The 12,999-nt window shown below is 54.1% G+C and carries 15 protein-coding genes; 6 read left to right on the top strand and 9 right to left on the bottom strand.

Features of this window, described 5'->3' with window-relative positions:
* Positions 1-39 precede the first annotated feature (39 nt).
* The 7 genes from RHJ02_RS08995 to RHJ02_RS08965 all read right to left on the bottom strand — a co-directional run bounded on the left by RHJ02_RS08995 (position 40) and on the right by RHJ02_RS08965 (position 5,810).
* Positions 40-1,827 (bottom strand): serine/threonine-protein kinase, encoded by a 1,788-nt coding sequence (locus tag RHJ02_RS08995; protein ID WP_310800143.1) that lies wholly within the window; start codon positions 1,825-1,827, stop codon positions 40-42.
* 94 nt (positions 1,828-1,921) lie between these two features.
* Entirely contained in the window at positions 1,922-2,722 is an 801-nt protein-coding gene (locus RHJ02_RS08990; RefSeq protein WP_310800142.1) for a tetratricopeptide repeat protein, read from the bottom strand.
* 38 nt (positions 2,723-2,760) lie between these two features.
* A complete protein-coding gene (locus tag RHJ02_RS08985) occupies positions 2,761-3,243 on the bottom strand; it encodes a 2Fe-2S iron-sulfur cluster-binding protein (RefSeq protein ID WP_310800141.1) in 483 nt (160 codons plus the stop codon).
* 50 nt (positions 3,244-3,293) lie between these two features.
* Positions 3,294-3,965: a V4R domain-containing protein gene (locus tag RHJ02_RS08980; RefSeq protein ID WP_286626872.1), complete on the bottom strand. Its 672-nt coding sequence runs from the start codon at positions 3,963-3,965 to the stop codon at positions 3,294-3,296.
* A 56-nt stretch (positions 3,966-4,021) separates the two neighbouring features.
* Positions 4,022-4,507, bottom strand: a complete 486-nt coding sequence (locus tag RHJ02_RS08975; protein WP_310742931.1) for a phycobilisome protein — start codon at positions 4,505-4,507, stop codon at positions 4,022-4,024.
* Between the two features lie 9 nt (positions 4,508-4,516).
* The gene (locus tag RHJ02_RS08970; RefSeq protein ID WP_310800140.1) at positions 4,517-5,092 is read right to left on the bottom strand and encodes a hypothetical protein; all 576 of its coding nucleotides are present in this window, start codon (positions 5,090-5,092) and stop codon (positions 4,517-4,519) included.
* Positions 5,073-5,810, bottom strand: coding sequence for a V4R domain-containing protein (locus tag RHJ02_RS08965; RefSeq protein ID WP_206199877.1), 738 nt, complete (start codon positions 5,808-5,810; stop codon positions 5,073-5,075). The genes RHJ02_RS08970 and RHJ02_RS08965 overlap by 20 nt, the downstream gene beginning before the upstream one ends.
* Positions 5,811-6,142: 332 nt before the next feature.
* Here RHJ02_RS08965 and RHJ02_RS08960 point away from each other — a divergent pair, with 332 nt between their 5' ends.
* Both RHJ02_RS08960 and larC read left to right on the top strand, forming a co-directional pair.
* Positions 6,143-6,523 carry an MGMT family protein gene (locus tag RHJ02_RS08960; RefSeq protein ID WP_149818723.1) on the top strand — a complete coding sequence of 127 codons (381 nt, stop codon included), beginning with the start codon at positions 6,143-6,145 and terminating at the stop codon, positions 6,521-6,523.
* 72 nt (positions 6,524-6,595) lie between these two features.
* Positions 6,596-7,795, top strand: a complete 1,200-nt coding sequence (gene larC, locus RHJ02_RS08955) for a nickel pincer cofactor biosynthesis protein LarC (protein WP_310742928.1) — start codon at positions 6,596-6,598, stop codon at positions 7,793-7,795.
* Here the strand turns inward: larC and RHJ02_RS08950 are convergent.
* Positions 7,787-8,005, bottom strand: coding sequence for an Hfq-related RNA-binding protein (locus tag RHJ02_RS08950; protein WP_206199875.1), 219 nt, complete (start codon positions 8,003-8,005; stop codon positions 7,787-7,789). The genes larC and RHJ02_RS08950 overlap by 9 nt on opposite strands.
* A 29-nt stretch (positions 8,006-8,034) precedes the next feature.
* On the opposite strand from RHJ02_RS08950, the gene dapF reads away from it, so the two are divergent.
* From dapF to RHJ02_RS08930, 4 genes are read left to right on the top strand one after another with little or no spacing between them, the layout of a single operon-like run.
* Complete coding sequence (gene dapF, locus RHJ02_RS08945) at positions 8,035-8,895, top strand: diaminopimelate epimerase (protein ID WP_206199874.1); 861 nt, start codon at positions 8,035-8,037, stop codon at positions 8,893-8,895.
* A gap of 7 nt (positions 8,896-8,902) precedes the next feature.
* The gene (locus RHJ02_RS08940) at positions 8,903-9,805 is read left to right on the top strand and encodes a VWA domain-containing protein (protein WP_310742927.1); all 903 of its coding nucleotides are present in this window, start codon (positions 8,903-8,905) and stop codon (positions 9,803-9,805) included.
* A gap of 9 nt (positions 9,806-9,814) precedes the next feature.
* Positions 9,815-10,534 (top strand): peptidase, encoded by a 720-nt coding sequence (locus RHJ02_RS08935; protein ID WP_206199872.1) that lies wholly within the window; start codon positions 9,815-9,817, stop codon positions 10,532-10,534.
* Positions 10,527-11,639, top strand: coding sequence for a DUF819 family protein (locus RHJ02_RS08930; protein ID WP_310453701.1), 1,113 nt, complete (start codon positions 10,527-10,529; stop codon positions 11,637-11,639). The genes RHJ02_RS08935 and RHJ02_RS08930 overlap by 8 nt, the downstream gene beginning before the upstream one ends.
* On the opposite strand, the gene RHJ02_RS08925 is transcribed toward RHJ02_RS08930, so the two are convergent.
* Complete coding sequence (locus tag RHJ02_RS08925; protein ID WP_310742926.1) at positions 11,631-12,950, bottom strand: class I SAM-dependent methyltransferase; 1,320 nt, start codon at positions 12,948-12,950, stop codon at positions 11,631-11,633. The two genes, RHJ02_RS08930 and RHJ02_RS08925, sit on opposite strands and share 9 nt — an antisense overlap.
* Positions 12,951-12,999 lie beyond the last annotated feature (49 nt).

Raw genomic sequence — 12,999 nt, 5'->3', positions numbered from 1 at the left:
CATATCCCACGGCTATTCTTTCTATCATAGGCGGCTGGCCTAGAGGATGAGGTCAATTTCCCAGGCCGTAATATCCCACGTTTGCAAAATATACTTGCCCTGATGCTGCCGAATCAGCCAAAGGTGGCGATCGCCCGTAAAGCCGAGGCCACAAATCTCCTGCTCACTTTCAGCCGTGCCGACAATTTCGCCGCTGTGGGTCACTAAGTTCAAACGATGGCGACCCGCCACCACATAGCCCCAAGGCGTAGCACAGAGAAATTGGGGACGAAACCGCAGCCCCAAGCGTTGAATCCGCCAAGGCCGCAAATGGAGGAGCATCAATAGAGGTTGCTGCGGATGATCTTCAAACGCTGCTAGTTGCCACGGCTGGTGATGGGCCGGGGTAAACAATGTCAGGTGGGCAGGCAGTTGGGTGTATAGCCGCCAGTGTCCGCGGCGGTCAAAGAGTTGAAAATGGGTGGTGGCATGCTCCGTCTCGGAATGTTGGGAACGACTGATGACCAAGCCATAACGACGATTGAGGAGGAGTGTATCCACAAAAGCTCGTCCCTGCCATCCACAGCGGAGAGTGCGCTGTCCTTGACCATTGAGCAGTTGGACATGAAGTGTTAATTCTCCTGCATCATCAATCTGCGTTTCTGCACACCAATAACCAGTGGCGTCAATGGCTAATCGGTTCAGAGTGGAGCGAAGATGACACTCTAGGGGAATGAGCCCGTCATGGATACAGAAAAGCTGCGGTGGCTGCCCTTGGATGCCCAGCCAAGCCCTCAATTCACCGCCATAGAGTTGAATCGGCAACGGTGGCAGCGGCCATTGGCCAATCACTTCAGGGTGAGATTCCTTGGCTTGCCAGGCCCACAGGCGATCGCCCACCACCCCATAGAACCTTGTGGCCGTACTAGCAACCTGTTGGGGCGGTATCGCTAAAGAATAGCCTTGGGGTTCCCCCAGCCAAACCGCCGCCGGTGACCTAGAGAACAACAACAGCTGCTCATGACGCTCTGCCGCGATCACCTCTAGGGCTAATTGCACCGCCATCGTCATTTCCGCTGCACTTTTATAGCGGCGCTGCGGTAATTTATCCAACGCTTTAGTAATAGTGCTCCGCACCAGAAAGGGCAAGCCTTCAGGAAGGGTATAGGGACGGCTAAGGTGGGCAGTCATGAGTTCAGCAGGTGTGCCGTGGAAGGGGCGATCGCCAACGATCATCTCGTACATGAGAATCCCCACTGCATAGAGATCCGAAGCGGGCATCGTCTGACCATAGAAACGCTCCGGCGCCATATAGGCAGGAGATCCCGTTTGACCGCTGCCCTTGACATCCTCAATGAGGCGTGCGACACCAAAATCGGACACCTTTGCCTGCCAGCCCGTAGCAGTCACCTCCAGCAGGATATTTTCCGGTTTGAGATCGCAGTGGAGAATGCCGCGATGATGGGCATAGGTCAAAGCTGCCAGCACATCCAGCGTAAGGCGCAAAGCGGTGGTCAGGGGTAAGGCCTGTTCTTGCTCTAGGAGCGATCGCAAGGTCCCCCCGGCACAATAATCCATTACCAAACTGCGGCTTACTTGGGGGCTATGGTGCACGCGAATATAGTCAATCGCCTGACAACCCACCACATGGGGATGCTGAAGCGTCAGGAGAAAATTCAACTCCCGCAAAAAGCCACGGGTCAGCAATTGCCGCTCGCTGAGCACCTTAATTGCCACCAGTTCACCCGACTCGCGATTGACCGCCAGATAAACTTGTCCGTACTGGCCTTGACCGGCTAGATCCACCAGCCGGTAACGGGAGGTTTGGGCAGCACGAGCCGTGGCCAACAAGGAGCCTCAACCATCAACGAAAAACATTTCTCAGAATGATTCGCAATTTTGCCCCTGTCAATGCAGGGTCAGCAGCAAAATGAATTGTCCCCTAGGAGAAGAGGATTTCTAAGGGTACCTCTTTATTGTCCTGTTCAATACTCCCCACTTCATGGATACGCTTGGCCAGATCCCGTGCCCGCTGATAACTGCTAATGTCCCCTTGTTCAAAGAAGAGCTTCGCCGCTGTGCGCAAATCCTCTACTGCTCCCTTGCGATCGCCCAAAGTTGAGCGCGCTACACCGCGATTGTGATAGGCCTTGGCATAGCTATCGTTAATTCGAATCGCTTCTGTGTAATCGAGAATTGCTGCTTCGGCATCCCCTAGACGCTGATGGGTCAGACCGCGATTGTAGTAAGCCTTGGCATGGCTGGGATCCACTTGGATCACTTGGGTATTTTTCTCGATTTCCCGCAAGCAATCCAGCACTTCCTCAATTTGTTTTTGCTCGGTGTCAAGAATGCGGGTGTAGTCGTGGAGATCCCGTGCCCCTTGGTTGAGTTGCATGACCTGTTTCTGCACATCCTCAAGGCGATCGCGCACCTGACTAAGGGCCAAGGTAAGGCCGCCGACCTCTGACTGCTGCTGCCCTTGGGACGCCACCAATTCAGCAATTTTGGCCTCCTGTTGCTGCACAAAGGCTTGGAACTGGGCATCCAATTTTTTACGGCTCACTAAGTTTAAGCCCACCGCCAATGAGAGGGGCAAAGGAGCGATCGCTGTCAAAATGGCCTGTTGGGTCGCAGCCGCCGCCACCGACAACACAACCGTTAGCCCTGTTGCGCCCCATTCTAGGGGTGCTAGCCCCCTGCCCGATGGCGTGTCATGGGAATTCAAACTACGGTCTTCCATAAATGGTGCCTCCCTGAGGATGAAAATGAAGTGGTTGGTTAGGCATCCGACGTATTGGCGAGATATTGCCCCACCTGCACTTGGGTATCTTTCAGCTGGGTAATCATCGTGCGGGTAATGAGCTTGCCCGCTTCCACCAAGACGCGGCCATCGAGGGGGTGCAAAATATCCTGCTCAGCCCGCCGCCCAATCAAAGACTCAATATCTTCAACCGCGTTGACATACATTCCTGAGGGTAGCTCCACCACTACCCCCGGCCCCAGTACCCGTGCCTGACAGGCCAAGCGAGAGGTGGCATTTGCCGTTGTAATCACTTCAAGGGTGCGTTGCTCACGCTTACTGATCGGGGAGAGGCTCTCCATCCCCTCTTTGATATAGACATGGCAGGTGGCACACATCCCGCGCCCGCCACACTCCTTGAGCACGTGGAGTTCAGAGTCCAATAGAGCAGACAGCAAATTGTCATTGGTATTAATCGTGGTTTCCCGCGAGATGGGTTCAAGTTTGACAACTTTGGCCACTGCTCTTTTCTCCTTTTAATGACGCATCGAGAGTTACTTTAGGATCATACTCAAGCGGCTTGAGTGCGACATAGCCGCTCCATAATCGTGTCATGATCCTGTCCCTCTTGCAGCCAAGCCTTAGCCGGTTCGACCCGCTCCCGCAAGCCCAAGACAAAGAGGTTATTGGTTGCCCCTAGGGTTTCACAGGCAGTTTGCACACAGTGGAGATCGCGACCGGTCAATTGGCTAAAGAAGGACTCTAAAATCCCCGCCTCGGCAGCGCATTGGGGCTGACCCGTATTTTTGGGAGCCGCCGCCGCAAAGGGGGAGTCCCACGTTTTCACCACCAAAAAGCCCTGCTGGTAGAAGCTCACATCGAGATCAATCGTGCCCCAACCGTGGGTCTTCCAGCATTCCTTGAGACACTGGAGAAACTCCACCATTTCCATTTCCGCAAGGGGACGGCGATAGTACTCGCTGACCTCCTCGACAAAGCGGCGATAAAAGTTCTTGCCCCACCAGCGACCACAGTTAAAGAGAACCACCCCACTGGCCTGTCCCACTTCCTGATCGAGGCCGGCATAGATGGCTTGGAGCAAAATATCCGGTAGGGCAATGAGACGGGCACCTTTGCGGTTTTCAATCAGACCTGTTTCAAAATCCCCCTGTACATAGGCATCGGCAGCGTAGTAGTTGCCGGGGATGATGGGGTCTTTGACCAAATCAGCAACAGAGATCATAGGACATCCTCATTCGTAGGCATAACAAGCACTTTCAGCAGACTTCCAACCCTAATCTAGGCGTGGACAGAGACCACCGCTGGCAGACCCACAAGGGTCGCTTGGGCGTGATCCAACAGCGGCAAAATCAAGTCCTGTTCAGCCTCGGTGAGCATTTCCTTGAGGCGGGCACTGAGAAGCTCGTGGCAACTGCTCCATAGGGTTTGGGTTTGGTGGGCGTTGACCACTTCCGTGAGCCACTCGAGGAGCCGATGCTGCAAAAACTCGGGGTTATTCAGGAGCATGGCCATGGCGGCATAGCGCAGTAGGGCGATCGCTTGACGCAACACTTGCTCAAGGGTTTGGGGATTTTCGGTGGGGTATTTCTTTTGCAGAGTGTCGGCTACAGGCTGGAAGATTTCAATTTCATGATCCCGCAGAAATTCATAGGTACTCAACCGCTGTTGCAGAGACTCGATGTGGTGGCGGAAGACTTTGATGTCCACATTGCTGAGGTAGTTTTCTTCGGCTTTGTAGTAGAGATTCATTAACTCCGTGTGCATAGGGATCTCCTAAAACAGGTTTGATAAGTCTGAGAGGGTGACTTCGGGTTCCATGGGGGCAGGGGGCGGGGGTTCCACTTTCCTCACTTGGGCAATCACGGGTTGGCCTGCCCAAGGAATACTGGCACAGAAGTCTTTGACCGACAGGCGCCAGAGGCACAGACTTGGCTCGAGGGAGATGGCTTGATCCGGACGGCCTTCCCAGTTGAGTTGGCGGAAGAAGGTTTCTACCGACCATGCAGCCCAAGGGAGGGTAGGGGCAGCAACGGGGGGAGCCGCCATTTCCTCCTCTAGGGGGGGTGAGATCGCAGGCAAGATGACCCCAATCCCTTCCCAGTTCATGTGACCAAAGAAGTCCTTGACGCGGTAGCTGGGCCATTCTGTGGGACTCGTGGGAGCGATCGCCCCTTTGACCTCAAGCCCCAGCCAATTGACCCGCTGCCAAAATTCTCCTACTTTCAGGGATTGCCAGTTGAGAACCAAGGTTTCTGCGATCGGCTGCTGGCGCACCAAGCCCAGCCAGTTCAGTTCCTCAAAGAATTCAGCAACGGCTTGCTGTTGCCAATTACCGTTTCGGTTTTTCATAGACCAGTTCTCCACTGCGGAGCCGTTTTTCAATATCTTTGGCGGAGGCTCCTTCGTTTTGCCAGAAGGCAGCGGCATCAATGCGATCTTGCTTGCCGAGCAGGAACTTGCAGTAGGTTTCTCCCATAGCGTAGCACTGGATTTCAATACAACTGAGTTCTTTTTGAATCAGGCCGCTAAAGAAACCGGCAAAGAGGCCTGCGTAGAGGTGGCACACGGGTCGGCCAACATCCCCCAAGGTACGCGCCACAACCGAATCAAAGATGTTGATAAACATGAAGCCGTGTTTTTGCTCACTGAGATCCACTTCCCAGTTACCCCAGCCTTGGGTTGTGTAGGGCCACCACCAAGCTTCGAGGACATAGGGAAGCCGCATTTGCTTGATCCCCTGCTCATAGCCATATTCGGTCGGGAACCATTTGGCAAAGAACTCGGCATCGCGGCGTCCCCATTCTTCACCAATTTTGTACATGACGACGCTGGAGGCAGGGCCAACTTCCTCTTCAAGGCCTTCAATGAGGCCAATGACGAAGTCTTCGGTGACGAGGAGGTTGCGGGCATTGTTCCAATCGGTGTAGGTACCGCGATCGCTATCGAATTCAAAGAAGTCCCAAAAGGCATAGTGATGGTGGCGTTTCGGGTATTTTTTGCGCAGGAGATGGTTAACACCGTAGCGATCGCCAGTGGCGGCTTGGGGTCGGGAACTGGTCATGGTCATAGGGTGACTCCATCAAATAGCGTCAAGAATATCGACAAAGACAATTGGGAACTCAAGTCAAAAAAGCATAGAAGCCATCATTCAGCAAAAAGCAATTCGATGAGAAACACATCATGGTTCAACACAAAACAACGAATTCCACCCTCCCCTGCCTCAGCATTGCTGCTGCTTAAATCATGACCGATCTATCTTTTCGGGGGCAGGTGTTCTTAATTGAATTTAGTAATCCTGTTACCACCCTTAATGTTTAATCTAGGGGGTTCATTTTGATGCTTTCCTCCGTAGGAATACGGATTTAGAGGAGTTGAATGTGCCTTAAAATGTGAAATCTTATGAAGACAGACACGCAGGCACTGACGTTTCAACAAAAAATTTATTGGTTAGTGAAGCAAATCCCCGTAGGACGTGTGGCCACCTATGGCCAAATTGCCGCCCTGTGTGGTTGGCCGCGTCATGCACGCTATGTGGGCTATGCCCTTTATCAAGTGGCACCGAATTCTGACATTCCATGGCATCGGGTGGTTAATGCCCAAGGCAAAATCTCCTACGCGCCCCAACGCCAAGGGACGGATGAGTTACAGCGCTGGCGCCTAGAGGCAGAGGGGATTATTTTTGAGGCGGGCGATCGCATTAACTTGAGGCGCTACCAGTGGCAACCGTCGGTTATAGTTGATGAGCTGTTGATCGCCACAGAAACCTCAGCGGTAGGGTAAGTCTCCTTGCAGTTTCGCTCACTATAAACCCGGTATCATAGTCCTTAGTGCCGCTGCACCTGTGAGTTTGCTATGACGGTTGCCTATTTTGACTGCCCTGCTGGGGTGGCAGGGGATATGTGTCTGGGTGCCCTCCTTGATCTGGGGGTTCCCCTCGACTATCTGCAAAGCCAACTGGCCAAGCTCGGGATTGCCGATGCGTTTGAGTTGACCACAGAAACGGTGCAGCGCAAGGGACAGCGGGGATTAAAAGCACAGGTGCATCTGCGCGATCGCCACTCCCATCACCATCGCCATTGGCCAGACATTGCAGAGCAAATCCGTGCCGCCCACCTCAGCGATCGCGCCCGTGACTGGAGCCTCAAGGTTTTTGAAGCCTTGGCCATTGCTGAGGGCGCCGTGCATGGCATTGAGCCAGAAAAAGTACATTTCCATGAAGTGGGAGCGGTAGATGCCCTCGTGGATATTGTCGGCACCTGCTTGGGGTTGGATTACCTCGATGTTAGTCACATTTACTGCTCGGCGCTACCCACTGGGGGCGGAACGGTCAAAGCGGCCCATGGTCAACTACCAGTCCCTGTTCCTGCGGTCTTACAACTGTGCCAAACCTACCAAGTGCCCCTCTATAGCAATGGCATTGCAAAAGAACTGGTCACGCCTACGGGAGCTGCCTTGGTTTGTGCCCTGAGTGAGGGCTTTGGGGCACCGCCAGCGATGACATTGAAACGGGTGGGCTTAGGCGCTGGGAGTCAAGAGTTGCCCCTACCGAATCTCTTGCGTCTCTGGTTGGGAACCCTGTCGAACTCAGCAGAAACAACTACGGCAAAAACCATTGTCGAACTGCAAACCCAACTGGATGACATGACACCCCAAGCCCTCAGCTATACTCTTGAACAACTTTATGCTGCTGGTGCGATTGAGGTCTTTTACCAACCCATTACGATGAAAAAGTCACGCTTGGGGGTGTTGCTCACGGTGTTGTGTCCCCCCAGTGCAGAGGCCGCCTGTGTCCAGACCCTCTTTCGCGAAACAACGACGCTGGGGCTGCGGCGGCAGGTACAGGAGCGCTATATCCTTGAACGCCAAATCAAAACCATCACAACATCATTTGGTGAAGTACGGGTGAAAGTAGCCGAACACCAAGGACAGCGGCTCAATGTCCAGCCCGAATACGAAGACTGTGCCGCCCTTGCCCGTCAGCATCAGCAACCTTGGCAGGTGGTCTATCAAGAGGCCTTGGCTGTGGCGCTGCCACTGTGGCTCCTAGGCTAGCTTGGGTTTAATAAAGACAATGGCCTGTTTCCAAATAATGGTGGGTTGATCGTAGTGATCGACAACGCACAGGCAATTGGCGTCCTGCCAGCGCACCTTACCAACCACGAGATCACTGGTGCTGAGCTTGACTTCAACCTCGGTGCTATCTTTAATGAAGGTCTGCAACTGGTGAATGCTGGGCAGTGCCGTATTGAATTCGTCGGTCATGGATTTCCCTCTCATACCTTTTCAATTTTATGAGCCTATCTTTTCAGAAGTATCAAGGGTTAGGAAACGACTTCCTCCTCATTGACAACCGCCATCAGGAAGAGCTGCTCTTAACCCCAGAACAAGCGCAACACTGGTGCGATCGCCACTTTGGCGTGGGCGCCGATGGCGTCATTTTTTTGCTGACAGGCACGGGGGATACCGACTACCGCATGCGGATGTACAATGCCGATGGCTCAGTGGCCGAAATGTGCGGTAATGGCATTCGCTGTTTGGCCAAGTTTATTTTTGCCCTTGAGGGTCGCTCCGCCGGCGAAATCGTGCGCTACCGCATTGACACCCTTGCCGGTCTCATTGTGCCAGAGGTACAAGCGGATGGTCAGGTAACGGTGGATATGGGCAAACCCCAACTCTTGGCGCAGCAGATTCCCACCACCTTGGCAGCCGCAGATCAAAAGGTGATTGATGTGCCCCTAATGGTGGGCGATCGCCCGTGGTTGGTGACGTGTGTGAGTATGGGAAATCCCCACTGTGTCACGTTTGTCGAGGATGTCGCTGCGGTTGATCTGGCAACCCTTGGCCCACAGTTTGAACATCACCCCGTTTTTCCCCAGCGTACCAATACTGAGTTTGTCCAAGTCCTAGGGAGCGATCGCCTGCGGATGCGCGTCTGGGAACGGGGAGCGGGCATGACCCTTGCCTGTGGAACGGGAGCCTGTGCCACTCTCGTCGCTGCCGTCTTGACCCATCGCCTGAGTCCTGTGGGCGATCAAGCCCAAGCCACGGTTGAACTGCCGGGGGGAGATCTCCATATTCGCTGGGATTTGCCTAGCCAACATTTGTATATGACCGGGCCTGCCCTCGCAGTCTTTAGCGGTACCTTGCCTTAGGTGAGTTATGACCCGTCGGCGACAACTGTGGTATTACCCTCTTTTTCAGATTCCCCTCATTCTTTTCATAGGCTGTGTCCTGCTGGCACTGCTCTTCTCACTGTTGAATTGGGGACGTCCTAGTGTCGCCGTTGTCCTCTCCCTTGATCTCAGCGGCAGTACGTTTGGCAATAATCCGTTGCAATTTAATCAACCCCAAACTGTAATAGCGCAGCAGGTGCTCGCTGCCAAGCTCTACTTGCAACGCAACCAACGGGAACTCACCAACCCCAACGAAGTCATGATCCACGGCTTTGGCCGCAATGTGGTGTTTCTGACGCCGCGGTTTGAGACCAATAGTGATCTGCTCCTCACCCAATTGGATCAAGCCCTTAATCGCAGTGACTTGCTTGCCCAAGTGGATCCCAGTGCCACCAATCTTTCGGGGGCGATCGCCATGGCCACCCAACAACTGCAACAGATCTCGAATCGCTGCCGCCAACTGCTCCTCATTACCGATGGGGAAGCCCCAGTAGATGCAGGCGTGGTGGCCAATGCCCGCCAACAACGAGTCAAAATCAACGCCATTGTTGTCGGTGATCATGCTCCGCAACTGGCCGCCGCTACCCAAGTCACAGGTGGGCAATACCGCTCTGCCCCCGTCGCCATTCTCGAAGAACTGGTGGGTCAAACCTTTTTTGAGGGCTTCAATAGCAACGCCCGCTGGCCAATCTTTTGGGGCGGAATGGCCGTCATTTGTTTTATGTGGCTCTTGGTCTTGCCCTTGGATCGCTGGGTGTTGCAGGGATGGTTGCATTTGCCGATGAATCTGGCGGGTCAAATTGCCTTGCTCAATGCCTTTTTCTGGACGGTGGCAATTCCCCTTATTCTCTGGCGATTTCCGGGCTGGCCCTTTGTACAGACCTGTTGAGGAGCAAGGATGAAGCGTCGCTGGTGGTTCTTGGTGTGCATGGTTGCCCTAGGATTGATGCTGGGCGGTACCCAAGGGAATTGGGAGTCCTTGGCAGGCACCGCAAACCTGACGCGCCAGAATATCCAACTGCCAGCAGCAGTGCATTATCCGTTGCCCCCCTCCCTCGCTGAGATTCCTAGGAAAGGTGAGGACTATTTTGATGAAGTCCAAGCGGTGGAAGTGGGCTATCTACTGTGGACAGAGTTCCCGGTCACCGTTGCAATTGAACCGCCGCCGTGGGATCCGAACCATGTGTGGCAAGCAGCGGCAGAACAGGCCGTAAAGGAGTGGTCCGCCTATTTGCCCTTAAAAATTGTGGATGCCAGCCTAGCGGCGAATATTCGCTTGCTCTCGCAGCGACCCACGGATCAAAATAACCGCCGCGCCCGCTTTGCTGAAACCAGCTACGAACTCTTTGTGGATAGCCAAGGGGTGCTGCGCCATCGCTGCCGTGTCGTGGTGCGTCCGACTCAAGCTGCCAAGTTTGTCCTTGCAGCGCTGCGCCACGAACTGGGTCATGCCCTCGGCATTTGGGGACATAGCCCCCTACCCACTGATGCCCTCTATTTTGCCCAAGTGGCGGATCCGCCCCCCATTTCACAGCGGGATGTGAATACCCTGCGGCGGGTCTATGAGCAGCCGACACGGTTGGGACAGCGGCTAGCGGAGTTGACCCCCCATGGATGACTTGATCCTTTGGGGCATCCTATCGACGCTGACGGCGCTGGGGCTATGGCTAGAGCAGCGTTTTCCCTGGGCAGCACGCTTGGGGTCTGCGCTGATTGTTTTGATTCTGGCGGCCATTTGTGCAAATTTGGGTCTTATTCCCCAACAATCGCCGGTCTATGACACGATCTACGGCACCATCACCTCCTTGGCGATCGTCTGGCTACTACTGCTGGTGAATTTACAGGATGTGCGGCGCTTGGGGCGATCGGCGCTGTTGGCCTTTGGCCTGGCCAGTTGTGGAACCTTGGTGGGCGCTCTCCTTGCAGGTGTGCTGTTCCATCGTTGGTTTTTGGGGGATACCCCCCGCTTGGCGGGCAGTTTGGCGGCTAGTTATATTGGCGGCAGCATTAACTTTGTGGGGGTTGGGCGTGCCCTCAACCTTTCGGATTTGCTCTTTAGTGCGGCCACGACGGCGGATAACCTGCTCACGGCAGTTTGGCTGGCGATAACCCTTACTCTACCCTCGCTATTAGCCCGTTTTTATCCTTCACGGGATGCAGAGGCAACTGTTAGAGTGATGCCGCTACCGACGACCTCAGCGATCGCTCCTGTGGATTTGGCCATTCTCCTCAGCTTGGCCATAGCTATCTTGGTCTTGTCAACGGCACTGCATCAGTTTTGGCCGCTGATTCCCACCATTGTCTGGCTCACCACCCTCAGCTTGGCGCTGGCGCAATTCAAATGGATGCGCTACCTGCGGGGCACGGGCGCTTTGGGAATGTTTGGCCTGAATCTTTTTTTTACGGTGATTGGTGCCGGTACCCATGTGCCCTCGCTCATTCCGGTGGGACTGGAAATGATTCTCTTTACCACCATGATTGTGTTTACCCACGGTCTTGTCACCTTCGGCCTTGGGGCACTCCTGAAGTTGGATGTGGAACTGCTTGCCCTTGCCTCCCAGGCAGCTGTTGGCGGACCAACCACAGCCGTTGCCCAAGCCACGGGTCGGCATCAACCCCAGTTAATGGGGGTCGGGATTACCTTGGGACTGCTTGGCTATGCGATCGCCAGCTATTTGGGACTGGCGCTTGCCCAAGTTCTTGGCTGGATGGGTTTAGGGTAAACTAACCAGAACAAATAAACTCAATTCCAAGCGGGTCAAAAGGGCTTGCAGTTGTTGCCGTGCCACCCTTGGTTCAATGGGTTCTAGGGTGAGGGGGTCGAGGGGAGCCAAGCGTTGATAGCGATCGCACAACTCTGGAAAGGCCAAGGGCTGATCAAACAAGGGCAGCAGTGTTGCCAATCCCAGCGGATCCACATAGACCGACGTGGGACTAGAAAAGGACATAAATGTGCCCAAGTCTACAATCATGCGGTCATTGAGATACCCTAGCCATTTTTCCTTGATTGCCTCAGTGCGCAGTTGCGGATGGAGATAAATCGTACTTTGATCCCACTGCTCCTCAGACCATTCCCCTAAGTCGGGTACCGCGGCACGGGGTTGCGGACTACACCAAAAATCCAAGAGGCGATGCACGGGATGCAAAAGTTCATACATCTCCAATTGCACTGCCTGGGGCACATCGGGCAAGCTCAGCGCTAAAAAGGTGGGCAGGTTCTCTGGGTCTTTGAAGAGATCCACCAGATTCCAGTGGCGCCAGTTAACCATGGAAATGAATTCCAGACCCGCTGCTTCTAGGTATTGAAAGAGTTGGGGAATCGTGCTGCCCTTATCGCCCACCAGTAAATGATTCGCCAAGAGGGTCTCATTACTCTCCTCCTTCTCATAGTGCGGGTTCCAAGCGCGAACCTTCAGATCGACACCATCCTTGAGTTCTTTCATGATCTCGCGGACAATGTCCATTTCCATTTCTTCGGGGTTGTCGTCCATCAAGCCCATCAGCTTAAAGAGGTTTTGGGCACGAAAGTAGGGGAAGCGTTGCAGCGCACTGTGGAGATTGGCGCGCAAGATACCATCGGGCTTAAGGACACTTTTGAGGGCATTGAGGCCTGCGACGGGGTCAGGCAGCAGATACAACACCTCATCGCAATTGATGTAGTCAAACTGCTCGCCCCAACTGGGCAAATCCAAAATGGAGCGCGCCTCAAAGTAAACGTTGTCAAAGTGATGGAACTTGAGTCGCTCTGCCGCTAACTTCACAGACTCAGGGGATAGATCAATACCGACAATTTCCGCGCCGGGGTTGGCGATCGCCAGCACTAAGGACTTATAGCCAGTGCCACACCCGGCATCGAGAATCCGCTTGCCCTTGGTCTCTGGCACCCAATGATCCCGCACATAAAAGGCGGTCACCAAATCGTGGACAAAGAGAACATTCGGCTCATCCTTGGGAGTTTTGTCAATGGCAACACGGGGATAGGGGCCATAGTCAAACTGGCGGCGAATTTTCTCTAGATCATCCGTAGCAGCCATCTATTTCTCCCAAGTGGTTCATTTCTCTGTCAAATTAATCCTACAGAAT

Source organism: Thermosynechococcus sp. TG215, from assembly GCF_031583455.1.
Taxonomy (GTDB): domain Bacteria; phylum Cyanobacteriota; class Cyanobacteriia; order Thermosynechococcales; family Thermosynechococcaceae; genus Thermosynechococcus.
This window is presented reverse-complemented; position numbering and strand designations above follow the sequence as displayed.

Bases quoted from the DNA above. Each gene is read 5' to 3' on its own strand.
- RHJ02_RS08975 (WP_310742931.1), bottom strand. From the start codon at position 4,507: ATGCACACGGAGTTAATGAATCTCTACTACAAAGCCGAAGAAAACTAC.
- RHJ02_RS08950 (WP_206199875.1), bottom strand. From the start codon at position 8,005: ATGACCGACGAATTCAATACGGCACTGCCCAGCATTCACCAGTTGCAG.
- RHJ02_RS08935 (WP_206199872.1), top strand. From the start codon at position 9,815: ATGAAGCGTCGCTGGTGGTTCTTGGTGTGCATGGTTGCCCTAGGATTG.
- RHJ02_RS08990 (WP_310800142.1), bottom strand. From the start codon at position 2,722: ATGGAAGACCGTAGTTTGAATTCCCATGACACGCCATCGGGCAGGGGG.
- dapF (WP_206199874.1), top strand. From the start codon at position 8,035: ATGAGCCTATCTTTTCAGAAGTATCAAGGGTTAGGAAACGACTTCCTC.
- RHJ02_RS08930 (WP_310453701.1), top strand. From the start codon at position 10,527: ATGGATGACTTGATCCTTTGGGGCATCCTATCGACGCTGACGGCGCTG.
- larC (WP_310742928.1), top strand. From the start codon at position 6,596: ATGACGGTTGCCTATTTTGACTGCCCTGCTGGGGTGGCAGGGGATATG.
- RHJ02_RS08940 (WP_310742927.1), top strand. From the start codon at position 8,903: ATGACCCGTCGGCGACAACTGTGGTATTACCCTCTTTTTCAGATTCCC.
- RHJ02_RS08965 (WP_206199877.1), bottom strand. From the start codon at position 5,810: ATGACCATGACCAGTTCCCGACCCCAAGCCGCCACTGGCGATCGCTAC.
- RHJ02_RS08960 (WP_149818723.1), top strand. From the start codon at position 6,143: ATGAAGACAGACACGCAGGCACTGACGTTTCAACAAAAAATTTATTGG.
- RHJ02_RS08980 (WP_286626872.1), bottom strand. From the start codon at position 3,965: ATGATCTCTGTTGCTGATTTGGTCAAAGACCCCATCATCCCCGGCAAC.
- RHJ02_RS08925 (WP_310742926.1), bottom strand. From the start codon at position 12,950: ATGGCTGCTACGGATGATCTAGAGAAAATTCGCCGCCAGTTTGACTAT.
- RHJ02_RS08970 (WP_310800140.1), bottom strand. From the start codon at position 5,092: ATGAAAAACCGAAACGGTAATTGGCAACAGCAAGCCGTTGCTGAATTC.